16 protein-coding genes and 1 pseudogene are annotated in these 13,586 nt (G+C 68.0%); 6 read left to right on the forward strand and 11 right to left on the reverse strand.

Annotated features, from left to right (window positions below; translation table 11 throughout):
- Nucleotide 1: 1 nt before the first annotated feature.
- Both IE209_RS14890 and IE209_RS14895 read right to left on the reverse strand, forming a co-directional pair.
- On the reverse strand, nt 2-793 hold the full coding sequence (locus tag IE209_RS14890) for an enoyl-CoA hydratase/isomerase family protein (protein ID WP_189687747.1): 792 nt from the start codon (nt 791-793) through the stop codon (nt 2-4).
- Nucleotides 794-818: 25 nt separating this feature from the next.
- Nucleotides 819-1,797 (reverse strand): annotated as a pseudogene (locus IE209_RS14895) (tripartite tricarboxylate transporter substrate binding protein).
- A 172-nt stretch (nt 1,798-1,969) separates the two neighbouring features.
- Between IE209_RS14895 and IE209_RS14900 the strand changes: the two are divergent.
- Nucleotides 1,970-2,776 carry an IclR family transcriptional regulator gene (locus IE209_RS14900; protein WP_189687748.1) on the forward strand — a complete coding sequence of 269 codons (807 nt, stop codon included), beginning with the start codon at nt 1,970-1,972 and terminating at the stop codon, nt 2,774-2,776.
- Between the two features lie 242 nt (nt 2,777-3,018).
- Here the strand turns inward: IE209_RS14900 and IE209_RS14905 are convergent, their stop codons facing one another.
- Complete coding sequence (locus IE209_RS14905; protein ID WP_189687749.1) at nt 3,019-4,008, reverse strand: Bug family tripartite tricarboxylate transporter substrate binding protein; 990 nt, start codon at nt 4,006-4,008, stop codon at nt 3,019-3,021.
- A gap of 145 nt (nt 4,009-4,153) precedes the next feature.
- Here IE209_RS14905 and IE209_RS14910 point away from each other — a divergent pair, with 145 nt between their 5' ends.
- The 5 genes from IE209_RS14910 to IE209_RS14930 are packed head-to-tail and all read left to right on the forward strand — an operon-like array spanning nt 4,154 to nt 8,216.
- Nucleotides 4,154-4,705, forward strand: a complete 552-nt coding sequence (locus IE209_RS14910; RefSeq protein ID WP_189687750.1) for a VOC family protein — start codon at nt 4,154-4,156, stop codon at nt 4,703-4,705.
- Nucleotides 4,698-6,191, forward strand: a complete 1,494-nt coding sequence (mhpA, locus tag IE209_RS14915; protein ID WP_189687751.1) for a bifunctional 3-(3-hydroxy-phenyl)propionate/3-hydroxycinnamic acid hydroxylase MhpA — start codon at nt 4,698-4,700, stop codon at nt 6,189-6,191. The genes IE209_RS14910 and mhpA overlap by 8 nt, the downstream gene beginning before the upstream one ends.
- A gap of 21 nt (nt 6,192-6,212) precedes the next feature.
- Nucleotides 6,213-6,965 carry an IclR family transcriptional regulator gene (locus IE209_RS14920; protein WP_229882863.1) on the forward strand — a complete coding sequence of 251 codons (753 nt, stop codon included), beginning with the start codon at nt 6,213-6,215 and terminating at the stop codon, nt 6,963-6,965.
- Nucleotides 6,966-6,999: 34 nt separating this feature from the next.
- A complete protein-coding gene (locus IE209_RS14925) occupies nt 7,000-7,848 on the forward strand; it encodes a fumarylacetoacetate hydrolase family protein (protein WP_189687752.1) in 849 nt (282 codons plus the stop codon).
- Nucleotides 7,845-8,216, forward strand: coding sequence for a nuclear transport factor 2 family protein (locus tag IE209_RS14930; protein ID WP_189687753.1), 372 nt, complete (start codon nt 7,845-7,847; stop codon nt 8,214-8,216). The genes IE209_RS14925 and IE209_RS14930 overlap by 4 nt, the downstream gene beginning before the upstream one ends.
- Nucleotides 8,217-8,223: 7 nt before the next feature.
- Here the strand turns inward: IE209_RS14930 and IE209_RS14935 are convergent, their stop codons facing one another.
- From IE209_RS14935 to IE209_RS14970, 8 genes are all read right to left on the reverse strand, one after another.
- Nucleotides 8,224-9,555, reverse strand: a complete 1,332-nt coding sequence (locus IE209_RS14935; RefSeq protein ID WP_189687754.1) for a sulfatase family protein — start codon at nt 9,553-9,555, stop codon at nt 8,224-8,226.
- 75 nt (nt 9,556-9,630) lie between these two features.
- Nucleotides 9,631-9,906 (reverse strand): DUF2164 domain-containing protein, encoded by a 276-nt coding sequence (locus IE209_RS14940; protein WP_189687755.1) that lies wholly within the window; start codon nt 9,904-9,906, stop codon nt 9,631-9,633.
- A 13-nt stretch (nt 9,907-9,919) separates the two neighbouring features.
- On the reverse strand, nt 9,920-10,318 hold the full coding sequence (locus tag IE209_RS14945; RefSeq protein ID WP_189687756.1) for a VOC family protein: 399 nt from the start codon (nt 10,316-10,318) through the stop codon (nt 9,920-9,922).
- A gap of 114 nt (nt 10,319-10,432) precedes the next feature.
- Nucleotides 10,433-10,675, reverse strand: coding sequence for a DUF6429 family protein (locus tag IE209_RS14950; RefSeq protein WP_189687757.1), 243 nt, complete (start codon nt 10,673-10,675; stop codon nt 10,433-10,435).
- A gap of 115 nt (nt 10,676-10,790) precedes the next feature.
- On the reverse strand, nt 10,791-11,330 hold the full coding sequence (locus IE209_RS14955) for a GNAT family N-acetyltransferase (RefSeq protein ID WP_189687758.1): 540 nt from the start codon (nt 11,328-11,330) through the stop codon (nt 10,791-10,793).
- A gap of 247 nt (nt 11,331-11,577) precedes the next feature.
- Complete coding sequence (locus IE209_RS14960) at nt 11,578-12,090, reverse strand: hypothetical protein (protein WP_189687759.1); 513 nt, start codon at nt 12,088-12,090, stop codon at nt 11,578-11,580.
- 385 nt (nt 12,091-12,475) lie between these two features.
- A complete protein-coding gene (locus IE209_RS14965; RefSeq protein ID WP_189687760.1) occupies nt 12,476-13,018 on the reverse strand; it encodes a hypothetical protein in 543 nt (180 codons plus the stop codon).
- Between the two features lie 103 nt (nt 13,019-13,121).
- Nucleotides 13,122-13,427, reverse strand: coding sequence for a hypothetical protein (locus IE209_RS14970; protein ID WP_189687761.1), 306 nt, complete (start codon nt 13,425-13,427; stop codon nt 13,122-13,124).
- Between the last annotated feature and the right edge of the window lie 159 nt (nt 13,428-13,586).

A 13,586-nucleotide genomic window follows, 5' to 3' on the forward strand; every position in this document is an offset into this window, starting at 1 on the left:
ATCACTCCCTGGCAGCGTTCTTGTGGAGAAAGGCTTCGACGGCGGCGCGGTGCTCGCTGCTCGTGTAGCAGATGCCCTGGGCCTGGCTGCCCTGCGCGAACACGTCGTGCGCTGACAGCTCGAAGCTCTGGTTCAGGATGGTCTTGGTCAGCGCGAGGGCCGTGGCCGAGCCCTGGCCGAGTTCGGCGGCCCAGGCCTGCGCGTCGGCCACCAGCGTCTCGGCGCTGGTCTTTCGGTCCACGATGCCCAGCGCGAGGGCCTCGTCCACCTTGACCTGGCGGCCCGTGAAGATCAGCTCCTTGGCGCGGGCCAGGCCCACACGGCGCGGCAGGAAGTACATGCCGCCGCCGTCGGGGATGATGCCGCGGTGGATGTACGACCAGGCGAAGCTGGCCCACTCGCTGGCGATCACGAAGTCGCAGGCCAGCGCCGTATCCGCCCCCAGGCCCGAAGCGGCGCCATTGACGGCTGCGATCACCGGCTTGGGCATGGTGTGCAGCAGGGCCTGCACATGGTGCACGCGCTGCTGGCGGTGCCAGCCGTTGAAGCCCACTTCACCGGCCGGCGCGTTCATGCGCTTTTGCATGCCGGCGATGTCGCCGCCGGCGCAAAAGCCCCTGCCGGCTCCGGTCAGCACCAGGGCCTTGATGGACTTGTCGGCCGCCACGCGTTCCAGCGCATCGATGAATTCGGTGCGCATGTCGTCGCTCATGGCGTTGCGCTTGTCGGGACGGTTCAGGGTCAGCGTGGCGATGCTGTCGGCCACCTGCAGGGTGATGAGTTCGTAGGTCATGGCGGTCTGTCGGAGATGGGTGGGTTCAGTCGGCCTTGATGCCGTTTTCCTTGACGATGCGGGCCCAGCGGGCCTCCTCGGCGCGCACGTAGGTGTCGAGTTCGGCGGGTTCGCCCGCGCCGATGGCAAGGCCCTCGGCCTCGACCTTGCGCGCGAACTCCGGCGAACGGGCCGCCTTGCGGGCGGCGGCGTTCAAGCGAGAGATCACGTCCTTCGGCGTGCCGGCCGGCGCGTACAAGCCATACCAGCTTTCCACCGTAGCCGGCAATGCTGGCGCCGATGGTGGGAATGCCCTTGAAGGCGGCGGACGGCTCGGCGCTGGTCACCGCGATGGCGCGCAGTTGCCCGCGGTCCACGAACGGCGCGACGGCCGCGGCCGTGCCGAAAAACATCTCCACCTGCCCGCCCATGAGGTCGGTCATCGCCGGGCCCGCGCCGCGGTAGGGCACGTGCAAGGTCTTCACCTTGGCCAGGTTGTCGAACATCTCGCCGGCCAGATGCGCTGAGGTGCCGGCACCCTGTGAGGCGTAGGTCAGTTTGCCCGGGTTGGCCCGCGCGGCGGACAGCACGTCCTGCACCGTCTTGAGCGGACTGGCCGGGCGCACCACCAGCACGTTGGGACCGCGGCCGACCAGCATCACGGGCGCGAAGGCATTGGCGTTGTCGAACGGCAGCTTGCTCTGCAGACTGGGGTTCACCGCATGCGCGAAGCTGGCCATCACGAGCGTGTAGCCGTCCGGCGCCGCCTTGGCCACGGCATCGGTGCCGATGATGGTGCCCGCGCCGGGCTTGTTGTCGATGATGACGGGCTGGCCCAGGTCTTTGGCCATCTCCTGGCCCAGCGTGCGCGCGATCAGGTCGGTGCCGCCGCCGGGCGCGAAGGGCACGACGATGCGCACCGGTTTGGTCGGGAAGTCGGCCTGGGCCGCGCCTGCGGTCAGGGCCAGAACGAGGCCGGCGCCGGCCAGCCGCAGACACCATGCACGGGAAAGGAAAGCTCGCATCGAAAGGTCTCCGAACGTTGGAATGGAACATCCAGCTGCACTGGAATGGCCGCGAGCTTAGGGATCCGAGGCGGCGCTGTGACCCCCCTTGTTCCATGGAGTGGAACCGCAGTCCGGACAGGCGGCGCCCCCACCGCGCTGTCGGCATGGCGTCGTGCCGTACGATGCCGCCATGCCCGCGAGCCGCTCCGCCATCCTCGACCCCAAGCCCGGGGCCTCGCCTGCCAACCGCTCGCTGGAGCGCGGCATCGAGATCCTGCGCGCGTTCCGGCCGGGTTCGGAACTGCTCGGCAATGCGGACCTGGTGGAGCGCACGGGCCTGTCCAAGGCCACCGTGAGCCGGCTCACGCAGACCCTGGTGGGCATGGGCATGCTGCAGCAGGACAGCGCCGGACGCGCGTTCCGCCTGGCACCCGCGGTGCTGAGCCTGGGGCAGGCCATGCGCACGGGCTCGCGCATCCTCGCGGTGGCGGCGCCATTCATGCAGGCGCTGGCGCAGCGCGAGCGCATCAACGTGGGACTGGCCGCGCCCGACCGCGACGAGATGGTCTACCTCGAATCGATCCGCTATGCGCGGCGCGTGGCGCTGCGCCAGGTGGTGTCGGGCCAGCGCGTGCCGATGGAGCTCACCTCGCTCGGCCGCGCCTACCTCGCAGTGGCACCGCCGGCGCGCCGCAAGGCCCTGCTCGCCCTGTTCCGCAGCCGGCGCGGCCGCACCTGGCCGGCATTGGCCGAGGCGATCGAAGCGTCACGCCAGGCGGTGCTTGCGCATGGGTACTGCGCGGCGTCCTGGCAGCCCGAGGTGGTGGCCGTGGCGACGCCGCTGGACGCGTTCGGTGCGCCCTACGTGCTCAACCTCAGCACGTCGACCGAGGAACCCCTCGAACAAGCGGCCGCGCGCCTGGCCACACCGCTGCTGGAACTGCGCGCCGCGGTCGTGCGGGCCGAGGCGCAGCAGTCGGCCTGGCCGGCGGGCTGAGGCGCCACATCGGCGTCCAGACGCCGCGCCGAGCGCCTCGCTTCTTCCTGGCCACGGAGCGGCGAACAGCTGTGGTCGCAAGCCCTGCCGGTCCCAGGGACTGCCGGCCGGGACGACGCGCAGCGGTCGGCGCGGCCAGGCCGAGGCCCATGCGCGGACCATCGCGGAGCCCAACACGTTGCCCGCACCGCAAGACAGCAGTGTGCGGTGGGAAGGGGATTGCTTGAGCACGGCGCGCCTGCTCAATCCAGCTTGACGCCCGCCGCGCGCACCACCTGGCCCCACATCGCGCGGTCGGCCTCGATGAAGGCCGCGAACTCGGCCGGCGTGTTGCAGCGCAGCTCGCCGCCGTAGTCGCGCCACTTCTTCTGCAGGTCGGGCGACTGGCAGACCTTGGCCATGGCCGCGCTGAGCTTTTCCAGGATGGCCGTCGGTGTGCCGGCCGGCGCCAGCACGCCCTGCCAGGCGATGGGCGTGTAGTCGGGAAGGCCCTGCTCGGCGAAGGTGGGCACGTCCGGGAAGCTCGGATGGCGCGCCTTGCCCGTGATACCCAGCAGCTTGAGCTTGCCGCCGCGGATGGGACCGGCCGCCGCCGGCAGGCCGTCGAACATCAGCTGCACCTGGCCGGCCATCAGGTCGGTGTAGGGGCTGTTGCTGTTGTAGGGAACGAGGTTGCTGCGCACGCCGGCCGCGTTGTTGAACCACACGCCCGACAGGTGCGAATAGCTGCCCGGCCCCTGCGTGGCCACGGCGACCGACTCGGGCCTGGCCTTGAGCTGGGCCACGAGTTCGCGCGCGTCCTTCGCCGCCAGGCCCGGCGTGGCGATCAGGCCGGTGTTGAGCACGCCCAGCAGGCTGATCGGCGCGAAGTCGCGGGCGGCGTTGAACGGCAGCTTGCTGTACAGGTGCGGCACCACCGACAGCGAGCTCGTGGTGCCGATGTACAGCGTGTAGCCGTCGGCCGGCGCGCGGGCCGCGGCCTCGGTGCCGATGATGTTCGAGGCGCCCGGACGGTTCTCGACGAAGAAGCTCTGGCCCAGCACGGCCGTGAGCCCGGCCGCCAGCTCGCGCGCGTTGGCGTCCGGCCCGCTGCCTGCGGGGAACGGCGCAACGATGCGCACCGGTTTGGCCGGGTAGTCGGCCTGCGCTGCCGCGCCCAGCGGTATGGCGGCCAGCAGCGCCGCCAGCGCCAACCCCGCCCCGCTTTTCACGAACCCTTGGAAAAAAGCCATCGATGTCTCCTGTTGCGAATGTGTGCCCATTGCACGGCGTGAATCTTACAAAAATCCAGTCTATTGTCAAAATACGATAATTCAGATACTATTTGACCATCGACACGATCATCAAGGACACCCGTTATCGGGAGGAGACAATTCGATGGAAACACCTTCGCAACTGCAGTTCAGCCACATCGGCCTGTACGTGACCGACCTTCCGCGCATGGCGCGCTTCTACAAGGGGGCGCTGCGCTTCACGCAGACCGACGCGGGCGACCTGGGCGCCGTGCAGCTGGTGTTCCTGAGCCGCGACCCGAACGAGCACCACCAACTGGTCCTGGCCACGGGCCGGCCGGCCGACATGGCCTTCAACGTGGTCAACCAGATCTCGTTCCGCGTGCCCGACCTGGCGGCGCTGCGCGGCTTCCACGACCGGCTGCTGGCTGAAGGCGCCAGCGACATGCACCCCGTCACGCACGGCAACGCGGTCTCGCTGTACTGCCGCGACCCCGAGGGCAACCGGCTCGAGCTGTTCATGGACACGCCCTGGTACTGCGACCAGCCGCTGCGCGAGCCCATCGATCTGGCCCGGCCCGATGCCGAGATCCTGGCCCAGGCCGAGGCCATCGCGCGGCGCTACCCCAAGTTCATGCCGCGCGCGCAATGGCAGGCCGAGGTCGCCCGCCGCATGCAGGAAGACCAGCGTGGCTGAAGAAAAGTCCGTCTACGACGTGGCCATCGTGGGCCTGGGGCCCACGGGTGCCATGCTGGCCAACCTGCTCGGCGCCGCCGGCCGGTCCGTGCTGGTGCTGGAGAAGGAGGCCGGCATCTTCCCGCTGCCGCGCGCCATCCACTTCGACGGCGAGGTGCTGCGCGTGCTGCAGTCGGTCGGCCTGCGCGAGCAGGTGCTGGCCATCGCGCGGCCCGGCACCCAGGGCATGCACTTCGTCAACGGCACGGGGCAGACCCTGCTGGTCCGCGGCGGCACGGCCGCGCTGGGGCCGCACGGCGGGGCCAACAACTACTACTTCCACCAGCCCGAGCTGGAGGCTGTGCTGCGCGCCGGCCTGGCGCGCTACCCGCAGGTGGACCTGCGCCTGGGCCACGAACTCGTGGGCATCGCCACGCAGGATGACGGCGTCGCGCTGCAGGTGCGCCATGCCGGCGGCACCGACAGCCTGCGCGCCCGCTACCTGGTCGGCTGCGACGGCGCACGCTCGCCCGTACGCCAGCACATGGGCAGCACGATGGTGGACCTGGGCCTGCGCCAGCCCTGGCTGGTGTTCGACGTCATCCTGCAGCAGCCCGTGGACCTGCCCGCCCACACGGTGCAGCACTGCGACCCGCGCCGCCCCATGACCTACTGCAACGTGGTAGGCGCACGCCGGCGCTGGGAGATCATGGTGCTGCCCGAGGACGACCGCGCCGCGCTGGTGCAGCCCGGGTCGCTGTGGCGCCTGGTCGCGCCCTGGGTGCGCCCCGAGCAGGCGCAGCTCGAGCGTGCGGCCATCTACACCTTCCATTCCGTGATCGCCGAGGGCTGGCGCGCGGGCCGGCTGCTGCTGGCCGGCGACGCCTGCCACCAGACCCCGCCCTTCCTGGGCCAGGGCATGTGCGCCGGCATCCGCGACGCGGCCAACCTGGCCTGGAAGCTGGACGCCGTGCTGGCCGGCCGCGCGCCCGAGGCGCTGCTGGACACCTACGAGTCCGAGCGCAAGCCCCATGTGCGCGCGCTGATCGAACTGGCCGTGCGCCTGGGCGGCATCATCCAGACCACCGACGCCGCCGAGGCCGCCGCGCGCGACGCGCGCTTCGCCGCGGGCCGGCCCGAGATCTTCGAGCTGCCGCCGCAGCTGCTGGGCGCGGGCGCCTTCGACCCGCAGGCCGAAGCCATCGCCGGCCGCCCCTTCCCGCAGCCGCGGCTGCGCGATGGCCGCCTGCTCGACGAGCTGCTGGGCCGGCGCAGCGCCGTGATCGGCCGGCGCGACACGCTGCAGGCCGCCGCCCCGGCCACGGCCGAGCGCTGGCGCCGCAGCGACGCCATCGTCATCGACCAGCCCGAGCCCGGCATCGAGGCCTGGCTGGACGCCCATGGCGCCCAGGCCGTCATCCTGCGCCCCGACCGGTATATCGTCGGCGTCGCGCGCACGGGCCCTGAACTGGATCGCATCTCGCAATACCTTCCCGTCGCGCCATGAACCACTCAACGGGAACCTGCCTTGTCGGAATCTTCTTCGTCCAGCCTGGAGCGCATGCTGGGCGTGCTCGACCTGTTCGACGACACCCACCGCGCGCGCAGCGCGGAGGACATCGCGACGCTGCTCGAGGTGTCGCTGCCCACCAGCTACCGCTATGTCCGCCTGCTGCTGCAGGCCGGGCTGCTGCAGCGCGTGGAGGACTCGCAGTACGCGCTGGGGCCGCGCATCATCCTGCTGGACCACTACATCCGCGGCGCCGACCCGGTGCTCCAGACCGGCCTGCCGGTGCTGCGCGAACTGGTGGCCGCCACCGGCTTCGATTGCGTGGTGACCGGGCTGTTCGGCACCCAGGTGCTGGACACGCACCGCGAGATGGGCGGTGCGCCGGCCACGCTGGCCTACGGGCGCGGCCGGCCGCGCCCGCTGTTCCTGGGCGCGGCCCCCAAGGTGCTGCTGGCCAGCTTCGCGCCGGCGGCGCTCAAGAAGGTGTTCGAGTCCCAGCATGCCGAGGCCGTGCGTGCCGGCCTGCCGGCGGACTGGAGCAGCTTTCGGCGCAGCTTCGCGGCCATCCGCAAGGCCGGCCACTATGTCTCGCGCGGCGAGCTGGAGCCGCAGCTCGTGGCCGTGGCCGCGCCCATTCCCAAAGCCGATGGCGGTGCCTGGGCCGCCATCTCGCTGGTGTTCGCGTCCTCGCGCCTGGCGATCGTCGACCTTGACAAGCTGGTCCGACTGGTCACCGACGCCGCCACGCGCATCGGAGGTCGGTTGGGCTGAAACCTCCCTCCCCTCCCTTTGATAAGGACATCCCGTGAAACTCATCAGCTACCAGACCAACGGCCAGGACAGCTACGGCGCCGTCGTCGGCGAACGCGTCGTCGACCTGCGCGCCGTGTTCGGCGCGCGTGCGCCCGACCTCAAGGCGCTGATCGCCGCCGGCCTCGTCGACGAAGCCCGCACCGCCGTGCAGAACGCCAAGGCCACGCTGCCGCTCAACGAGGTGCAGCTGCTGCCCGTGGTGCCCAACCCCGGCAAGATCTTCTGCATCGGCCTGAACTACGGCGAGCACGTGCGCGAGACCGGCAAGCAGGTGACCGAAAAACCCGTGATCTTCCTGCGCGTGGCCGATTCGCAGCTGGCGCATGGCGAGGACATCGTGCGCCCGCGCGTGTCCGAGCGGCTGGACTACGAGGGCGAGATCGCCATCGTGATCGGCCAGGGCGGCCGCCACATCGCCGAGGCCGATGCCTGGCAGCACATCGCCGGCTACAGCTGCTACAACGACGGCAGCGTGCGCGACTGGCAGCTGCACACCTCGCAGTGGGCGCCGGGCAAGAACTTCTGGCGCACGGGCGGCTTCGGCCCCTGGCTGGTGACGGCCGACGAGATCGCACCCGACCAGCAGATGACGCTGGTCACGCGCCTGAACGGCCAGGAAATGCAGCGCGCCACCACCGACATGATGATCCACAGCATCCCGCGCCAGATCGCCTACATCTCGGCCTTCATCCCGCTGGAGCCCGGCGACGTGATCGTGACCGGCACGCCGGGCGGCGTGGGCAACAAGCGCACCCCGCCCGTCTTCATGAAGCCGGGCGATGTGGTGGAGATCGAGGTCGACGCGATCGGCGTGCTGCGCAACGGCATCCGGGACGAATGAGCGAAGCCGCGTTGCTTGCGCTGGAGGAGCAGCGCCGCACGGCGATGCTGGCCGGCGACATCGCCGCGCTGGAGAGCCTGCTGGCGCCGGACCTGCGCTACACGCACTCCACCGGCGCCAGCGACACGCAGGGCAGCCTGCTGGCCAAGCTGGCCGGCGGGCAGATCGCCTACCGGCGACTGGCCTTCAGGCCGCTGGCCGTGCAATGCACGGCGGACGCCGGCACCGTCGCGGGCGAGATGCACGCCGAGGTGCTGCGCGACGGCCTGCCGCGCAGCGTTGCCGCCTGCTACCTCGCGGTGTGGCTGCGGCGCGCGGGGGCGTGGCAGCTGGCGGCCTTTCAGGGCACGGCACTGCCGCCGCGCTGAGCGGCGCTCAGAACGTCGCCTGCGGCAGGTCCTTGGGGCCGAACACCAGCGACACGCGGGCCTCCTGCGGGATGGGCGGCATCTGCGCGTCCAGCGCTTCCCAGGCCGCACGCAATTCAGCCAGGCGCGCGGGCTGGCGCGCCGCCTGGTTGGCCCGCTCGCGCGGGTCGGCCACCACGTCGAACAGGAACTCGTTGCCGTCCTGGCGCAGGTACTTCCAGTCGCCGCGCAGCAGCGCGCGCTGGCCGCGGTGCTTCATGCGCCAGAACAGGTCGCGCTCGGGCGCCGGCGCGGCCGGGTCGGCGAAGTGCGGCAGCAGGCTCTGGCCATCCAGCGGGTAACCAGGGTGGGGCGCCACGCCGGCCGCATCGAGGAAGGTGGCCGTCCAGTCCATGCTCAGGTTGGGCCGGTCGCTGACACCGCCGGCCGCGATGCGCGCGGGCCAGCGCGCCAGCAAGGGAACGCGCAGGCCGCCTTCGAGCAAATCCATCTTGCCGCCCACGAAGGGCCAGTTGTTGGAGAAGCGCTCGCCGCCGTTGTCGCTCGTAAACACCACCAGCGTGTTGTCCGCCAGGCCCCGCCGCGCCAACGCGTCCAGCACGCGGCCGATGCCCTCGTCCATCTGCGTGACCATCTTCTGGTAGGTGGCCAGGCTGCCGCCGTCCAGGTGCTTGAGGCCGGCGCCGATGCGCGCGGACTCGGCCGCGTCCTCGCGCGTGAGCCAGGGCCAGTGCGGCGCGCTGTAGTGCAGGCTCAGCAGGAAGGGCTTGGCCGCATCCTGGCGTTCGATGAACTCGGCGGCACGCGCGCTGAGCAGGTCCGTGAGGTAGCCCTCGCGGTGGATCTCGGTTTCGTTCTCCCACAGGTCGTGGTTGCCGCGCGGGTCCAGGTGCGAGAAGTAGTCGGCACCGCCCGCATGGAAGCCCCAGAACTCATCGTAGCCCGACAGGCGCGGGCCGAAGTGCGGCGGGTAGCCCAGGTGCCACTTGCCCACCAGGGCCGTGGCGTAGCCGGCGTCCTTCAGCAGCGAGGGCAGCGTGGGATGCGCGGGCGGCAGGCCCAGCACCTTGTCGCCATGGGCGGCGGCCAGCGGCTCCTCGGCCGCGCCGCGCAGGCGGTACTGGTAGCGGCCCGTGATCAGCGCGAAGCGCGTGGGCGAGCAAACGGCCGAGTTGGCATAGCCGCGCGTGAAGCGCAGGCCCTCGGCTGCCATGCGGTCCAGCCGGGGTGAAACGTCGATCGGCCGGTTGGCCGCATCGCGCGCGCCGGTGCAGCCCAGGTCGGCATAGCCCAGGTCGTCGGCAAGGATGAAGATCAGGTTGGGGCGGTTGTCTGGCATGCGCGGGACTCTACGCCAAGCGCGCCGGCACCATCTGCATGGACGGCGGGCCTTCAGGGCGGGCCCAACCCGCGCTCATCTGCGCGGCTTGGCCTGGCGCTCGAACTTGCGCCAGTAGGTGAAGGCGTCCTCGTGCACCTCGAGGTCGAGCTCGGCCACGCGGGCCTGCAACCGCTCCTGCACGTCGGCCACGGCCTGGTTGTAGACGGCAGGGCCGATCTCCTCGAGGAAGAAGCCCAGCAGACCGCCCGCGGCGATGTTGCCGATGGGCTCGTCCATGTGCTCGCGGAAGTAGCGCTCGATGGAGGCGATGGCCTCCTTGCGCACGTCCTTGGACAGTTCGATGGCCATGGCCCGGCGGCCCTCAGGACGGCTTGACGCGGTAGACGGCGCAGAGCTTGTTGCCGTCCGGGTCGCGCACATAGGCCAGGTGCATGGCGCCCATGTTGCTCTCGCGCAGGCCCGGCGGTTCTTCGATGGAGCGGCCGCCGTGCGCCACGGCGACATCGTGGAACTGCTGGACCTGCTCGGGCGAGCTGCACTTGAAGCCGATGGTGCCGCCGTTGGCGCAGGTGGCCGGCTCGCCGTTGATGGGCTGGCTCAGGCCGAAGCTGCTGCCGTCGTGGCGGTAGAACAGCCGCACATGGCCCGAAGCCGCGACATTGCGGAAGGCCTCGCCGGCGCCGAGGACGCCGAGCACGGCGTCGTAGAAGCGCTTGGAGCGTTCGATGTCATTGGAGCCGAGCATCACGTGGTTGAGCATGGGGCACAGGAGTTGGTTGAAGGGGCTGCGATGGTATGGCGACGGTGGGCGGCGAGCTGAGCCGCGCGCGACGGCGCAGCGGCCGGCTGCCCCGCGGCCCGCGCCACCCGCCGGTCAGTCGCTCTCGGGGGGCACAACGCCGAACAAGCGCTCCGCCGCACGAAGCCCTTGCGCAAGCCCCTGCTCCGTGAGCCACACCGACTTCGCCCGACCCACGGGATCGCCGAGCATGCCCTTGGCATGGAGCCGGTCCAACACCCCGAAGTCGAACCCCTTCCACGACCGGCCGCCGTCGAAGCTGAACGCGGCCAGCAGCGCCAATGCCACTTCGTCGATGCGCTCTTCGTCATAGTCCATGCGTGCCTCCAAAGGAAGATCCATCTCCGGGCGACCACCTGGACAGATGCCTGGTGCCGCGTTGCCGGTGCTTTCCAAGACCGGCCTGCCCGAGCCGCCAGGTTCGATCGCCTTATCAGACGACACGGCCTCGCGCTGCGCCAAGTTTTTGCACGGGCTGCGATTGCACCGGATGCCTGAGGTCCCGCTCCCGCACGATCTTGTAGCCGCCCGACAAGTAGTTGGGAAGCGCATGCGGGTGATCATCGGTGGCGGTGTGCAGCCATACCTTGCGGGCCCCTGTCGCGAAGGCCTGTTGCGTCGCCGCTGTCAGGAGGTCCCGACCAAGGCCCTGACCTCGGTATGGGGGAAGCAGTCCAAAGCCCTCGATCTTCACACCGCGGATCGACTCGGTGAGCTCGAAACATCCCACTTGCTGACCCGATACCTGTGCCACCCAGAAGGAGACATTTGGCTGCCGGAGGTGCTCTTGCCACCGCATCGGACTCCAGCGGATGCGCTCAGTCCAGAATCCGGCCCCTACCTCTGACCACAGGCGTTTGCACAAGGCCGCATTGCGTTGCTTCACAGGCACGATCTGGAGGCGGGCTGCATGAGACGCCCGCGGCTGAAACATGGCTGGCGCACATTCGAGCGTAAAGCTGCGATGACGCATCACGCAGTCCCTCGCATGCGAGCACGGCGGCCGCCGAAGGCGGTCCGATCAAGAAAATTGTTCTGCATCGTTGGAACGCGGAGTTGCTGCGCTTTTCTGCCGTCTGCATCTGCCATCCCCGGCCCATTGGCCGGGCAGCATGGAATCCCGTCTCCGGTCAACCCAATGGAAATCAGCCGCTTCGGATTCGCAGCCTTCGGCCGACCACGACGCGTCGGTCATTCAGCAGGCGGAAGCAACTTGGGCGTCATTGGTCCAAGCGCCATTGCAGGAATTGCTCAGCCGTCTCGGGCTGCGCCATTTCAAGCACTGCCTCGGCAATTGCGTGCTGTCCCTGGGCGGCGGCGGTGGCAGACAGGGCACAGGCAACCACACCTCGCTCACGCCGACCGGCGAGAGCCAACGCCGCCAGCGAAGGAAGGCGCGCCAGGGAGCCGAAATAGGCCTCGGACAGCTCTTCGGGAACTTCGACTGCGCCTTTCGCCCTGCAGATCTCCACCCATGCGGGGAATTGCAGAAATGATGCATCAGCTTCGGCTGGCGCGATTGCCAGCGCGGCAATGACATGTGGAACAGCAGCAAACGACGCGGAGTAAACATCGCCTTGGTGAGCGAGTGCGCTCCAAAGACTGAACCACGGCTCGGCATCGCCTTCAGACGATGGAAGCGAACTCAATCGAGCTAACAGCGCGGGCGCGTCCGCCGCGCTGCCATATGCGTGTTGCAGTTTTGACCACTGTTCACTCATCAAACTCAGCACAACGATTCCTTATGACGTCCGACGCCCAAGCTCAACCGACCAACACCTGGTGCGAAGCAAAGAGATTGCGGCTCTTATGGAGCGCACTGTTGGTGCTTGCAATCGTTTGATGACGCCTTGCGCGCCGTTGCAAAGAAGAACCAACCCGCGACCTCCAACACAAGCCCTAAAACGATGAAACCCCCGGACACCGGATTGACGCGCCACCAGAGAAGTGCGCCAGCGATGAGCCAGCAGGTGATGGGGGCCAAATGAAAAAGCCAGCGCATATGGTGTCCAGATGACTATGCCCAACATTGAAATTCAGCGGGCGGTGAAGCCGTCCGCTGCAATGACAGGTTAGGGCTCAGCTAGGCAGTCACCACAGACAAAAAGAGCCCCGTATTCAGTTCAACAACAGAACACACGCGTTTTGTAGCTTCACGCTGCTGGGTTCTGGCTTCTTCACGAAGCTCGAATTTTGAAGAGAAATCTTTTCTACGCTCACAGAACAACTGGATTGGCCGGTTACATAGGTTACCTCGTACTCCTCGCGCGCAGCGGGAAGAAACGATACGCTGACCTTACAAGACCTACCAGGTTCCTCTCCAATTATTGTGAAATGAAAGCGCTTGTCAGCGTGTACCGACGTTTCGAAGTACTGGCCGAGGACATAAGTAGATACAGGGTTCTTCGACATGCCGATGTCACCCAATTCGGGTGCTAGTCCACCAACATTTAGAACTCCTCCGCCCAGACCAACAATCTTCTGGGGCGCTCTGCATCCTTCGCCTGTATGGGCGTACACCGACATCGCCGAATGCTTGTGCTTCTGCTGCGCAGCGACAAATCGGACTTTCGCAGTGTCGTCGAGGCCCATCGGCCGCTGATAGACGGAGTTACAACCCGACAATGTCAGCGCGAGCGCAGTGCAGAAAATTTTTTGCATTCAAGTCTTTTGGATCATTTGAAAGACGTGGCGCGCTGAGCCATAACGTTTGCGGTAAGCGGACCAGCCAGCGTAGCTGGCGCAGGTCCGCTTGACCAAAAGGTTATGGACGCGCATAGCCGCTCTCGCTGAAGAAGTAGATCGCTGCAGTATTCAGTGTGGGAAATGATGCCCAAGAGGAAACCCGTCCCCGCTCCTGGAAATACACCTCGAAGCCGTCGGCGCCTTCAACCAGATACCACCCGTCGAACGCCTTCTGCCGAAAGTGATACCAGTCGCCATCGGTGCCGCCAGCCTGCAGCGCTTCGAAGACAGCGCGGTCCTTGAACAACTCGGCAATGCGCCGCTCATCGCCGCCAAGTCGCGATACAACTTGACTGCGGAGAAAGTCGTAGCTAAACAGCGCCATAACTTGTTGTATCACGCACGCAAACGCCGGATATCACAACCCATGCCGTGCGATCCGGCTGCAGAACGATCGAATAAGCCATTGATTTCCATCAAAATTCATTCAATTTACTGGATCTCCATCCAGTGATAAATTGGCCACCGAAACCTGCGGGCGTTA

Source organism: Pseudorhodoferax aquiterrae (genome assembly GCF_014652235.1).
Taxonomy (GTDB): Bacteria; Pseudomonadota; Gammaproteobacteria; order Burkholderiales; family Burkholderiaceae_C; genus Pseudorhodoferax; species Pseudorhodoferax aquiterrae.

Coding starts and splice junctions, on each gene's coding strand:
- IE209_RS14890 (WP_189687747.1), bottom strand. CDS start 793: ATGACCTACGAACTCATCACCCTGCAGGTGGCCGACAGCATCGCCACG.
- IE209_RS14900 (WP_189687748.1), top strand. CDS start 1,970: ATGCCCGCGAGCCGCTCCGCCATCCTCGACCCCAAGCCCGGGGCCTCG.
- IE209_RS14905 (WP_189687749.1), bottom strand. CDS start 4,008: ATGGCTTTTTTCCAAGGGTTCGTGAAAAGCGGGGCGGGGTTGGCGCTG.
- IE209_RS14910 (WP_189687750.1), top strand. CDS start 4,154: ATGGAAACACCTTCGCAACTGCAGTTCAGCCACATCGGCCTGTACGTG.
- IE209_RS14930 (WP_189687753.1), top strand. CDS start 7,845: ATGAGCGAAGCCGCGTTGCTTGCGCTGGAGGAGCAGCGCCGCACGGCG.
- IE209_RS14935 (WP_189687754.1), bottom strand. CDS start 9,555: ATGCCAGACAACCGCCCCAACCTGATCTTCATCCTTGCCGACGACCTG.
- IE209_RS14940 (WP_189687755.1), bottom strand. CDS start 9,906: ATGGCCATCGAACTGTCCAAGGACGTGCGCAAGGAGGCCATCGCCTCC.
- IE209_RS14945 (WP_189687756.1), bottom strand. CDS start 10,318: ATGCTCAACCACGTGATGCTCGGCTCCAATGACATCGAACGCTCCAAG.
- IE209_RS14950 (WP_189687757.1), bottom strand. CDS start 10,675: ATGGACTATGACGAAGAGCGCATCGACGAAGTGGCATTGGCGCTGCTG.
- IE209_RS14955 (WP_189687758.1), bottom strand. CDS start 11,330: ATGCGTCATCGCAGCTTTACGCTCGAATGTGCGCCAGCCATGTTTCAG.
- IE209_RS14965 (WP_189687760.1), bottom strand. CDS start 13,018: ATGCAAAAAATTTTCTGCACTGCGCTCGCGCTGACATTGTCGGGTTGT.
- IE209_RS14970 (WP_189687761.1), bottom strand. CDS start 13,427: ATGGCGCTGTTTAGCTACGACTTTCTCCGCAGTCAAGTTGTATCGCGA.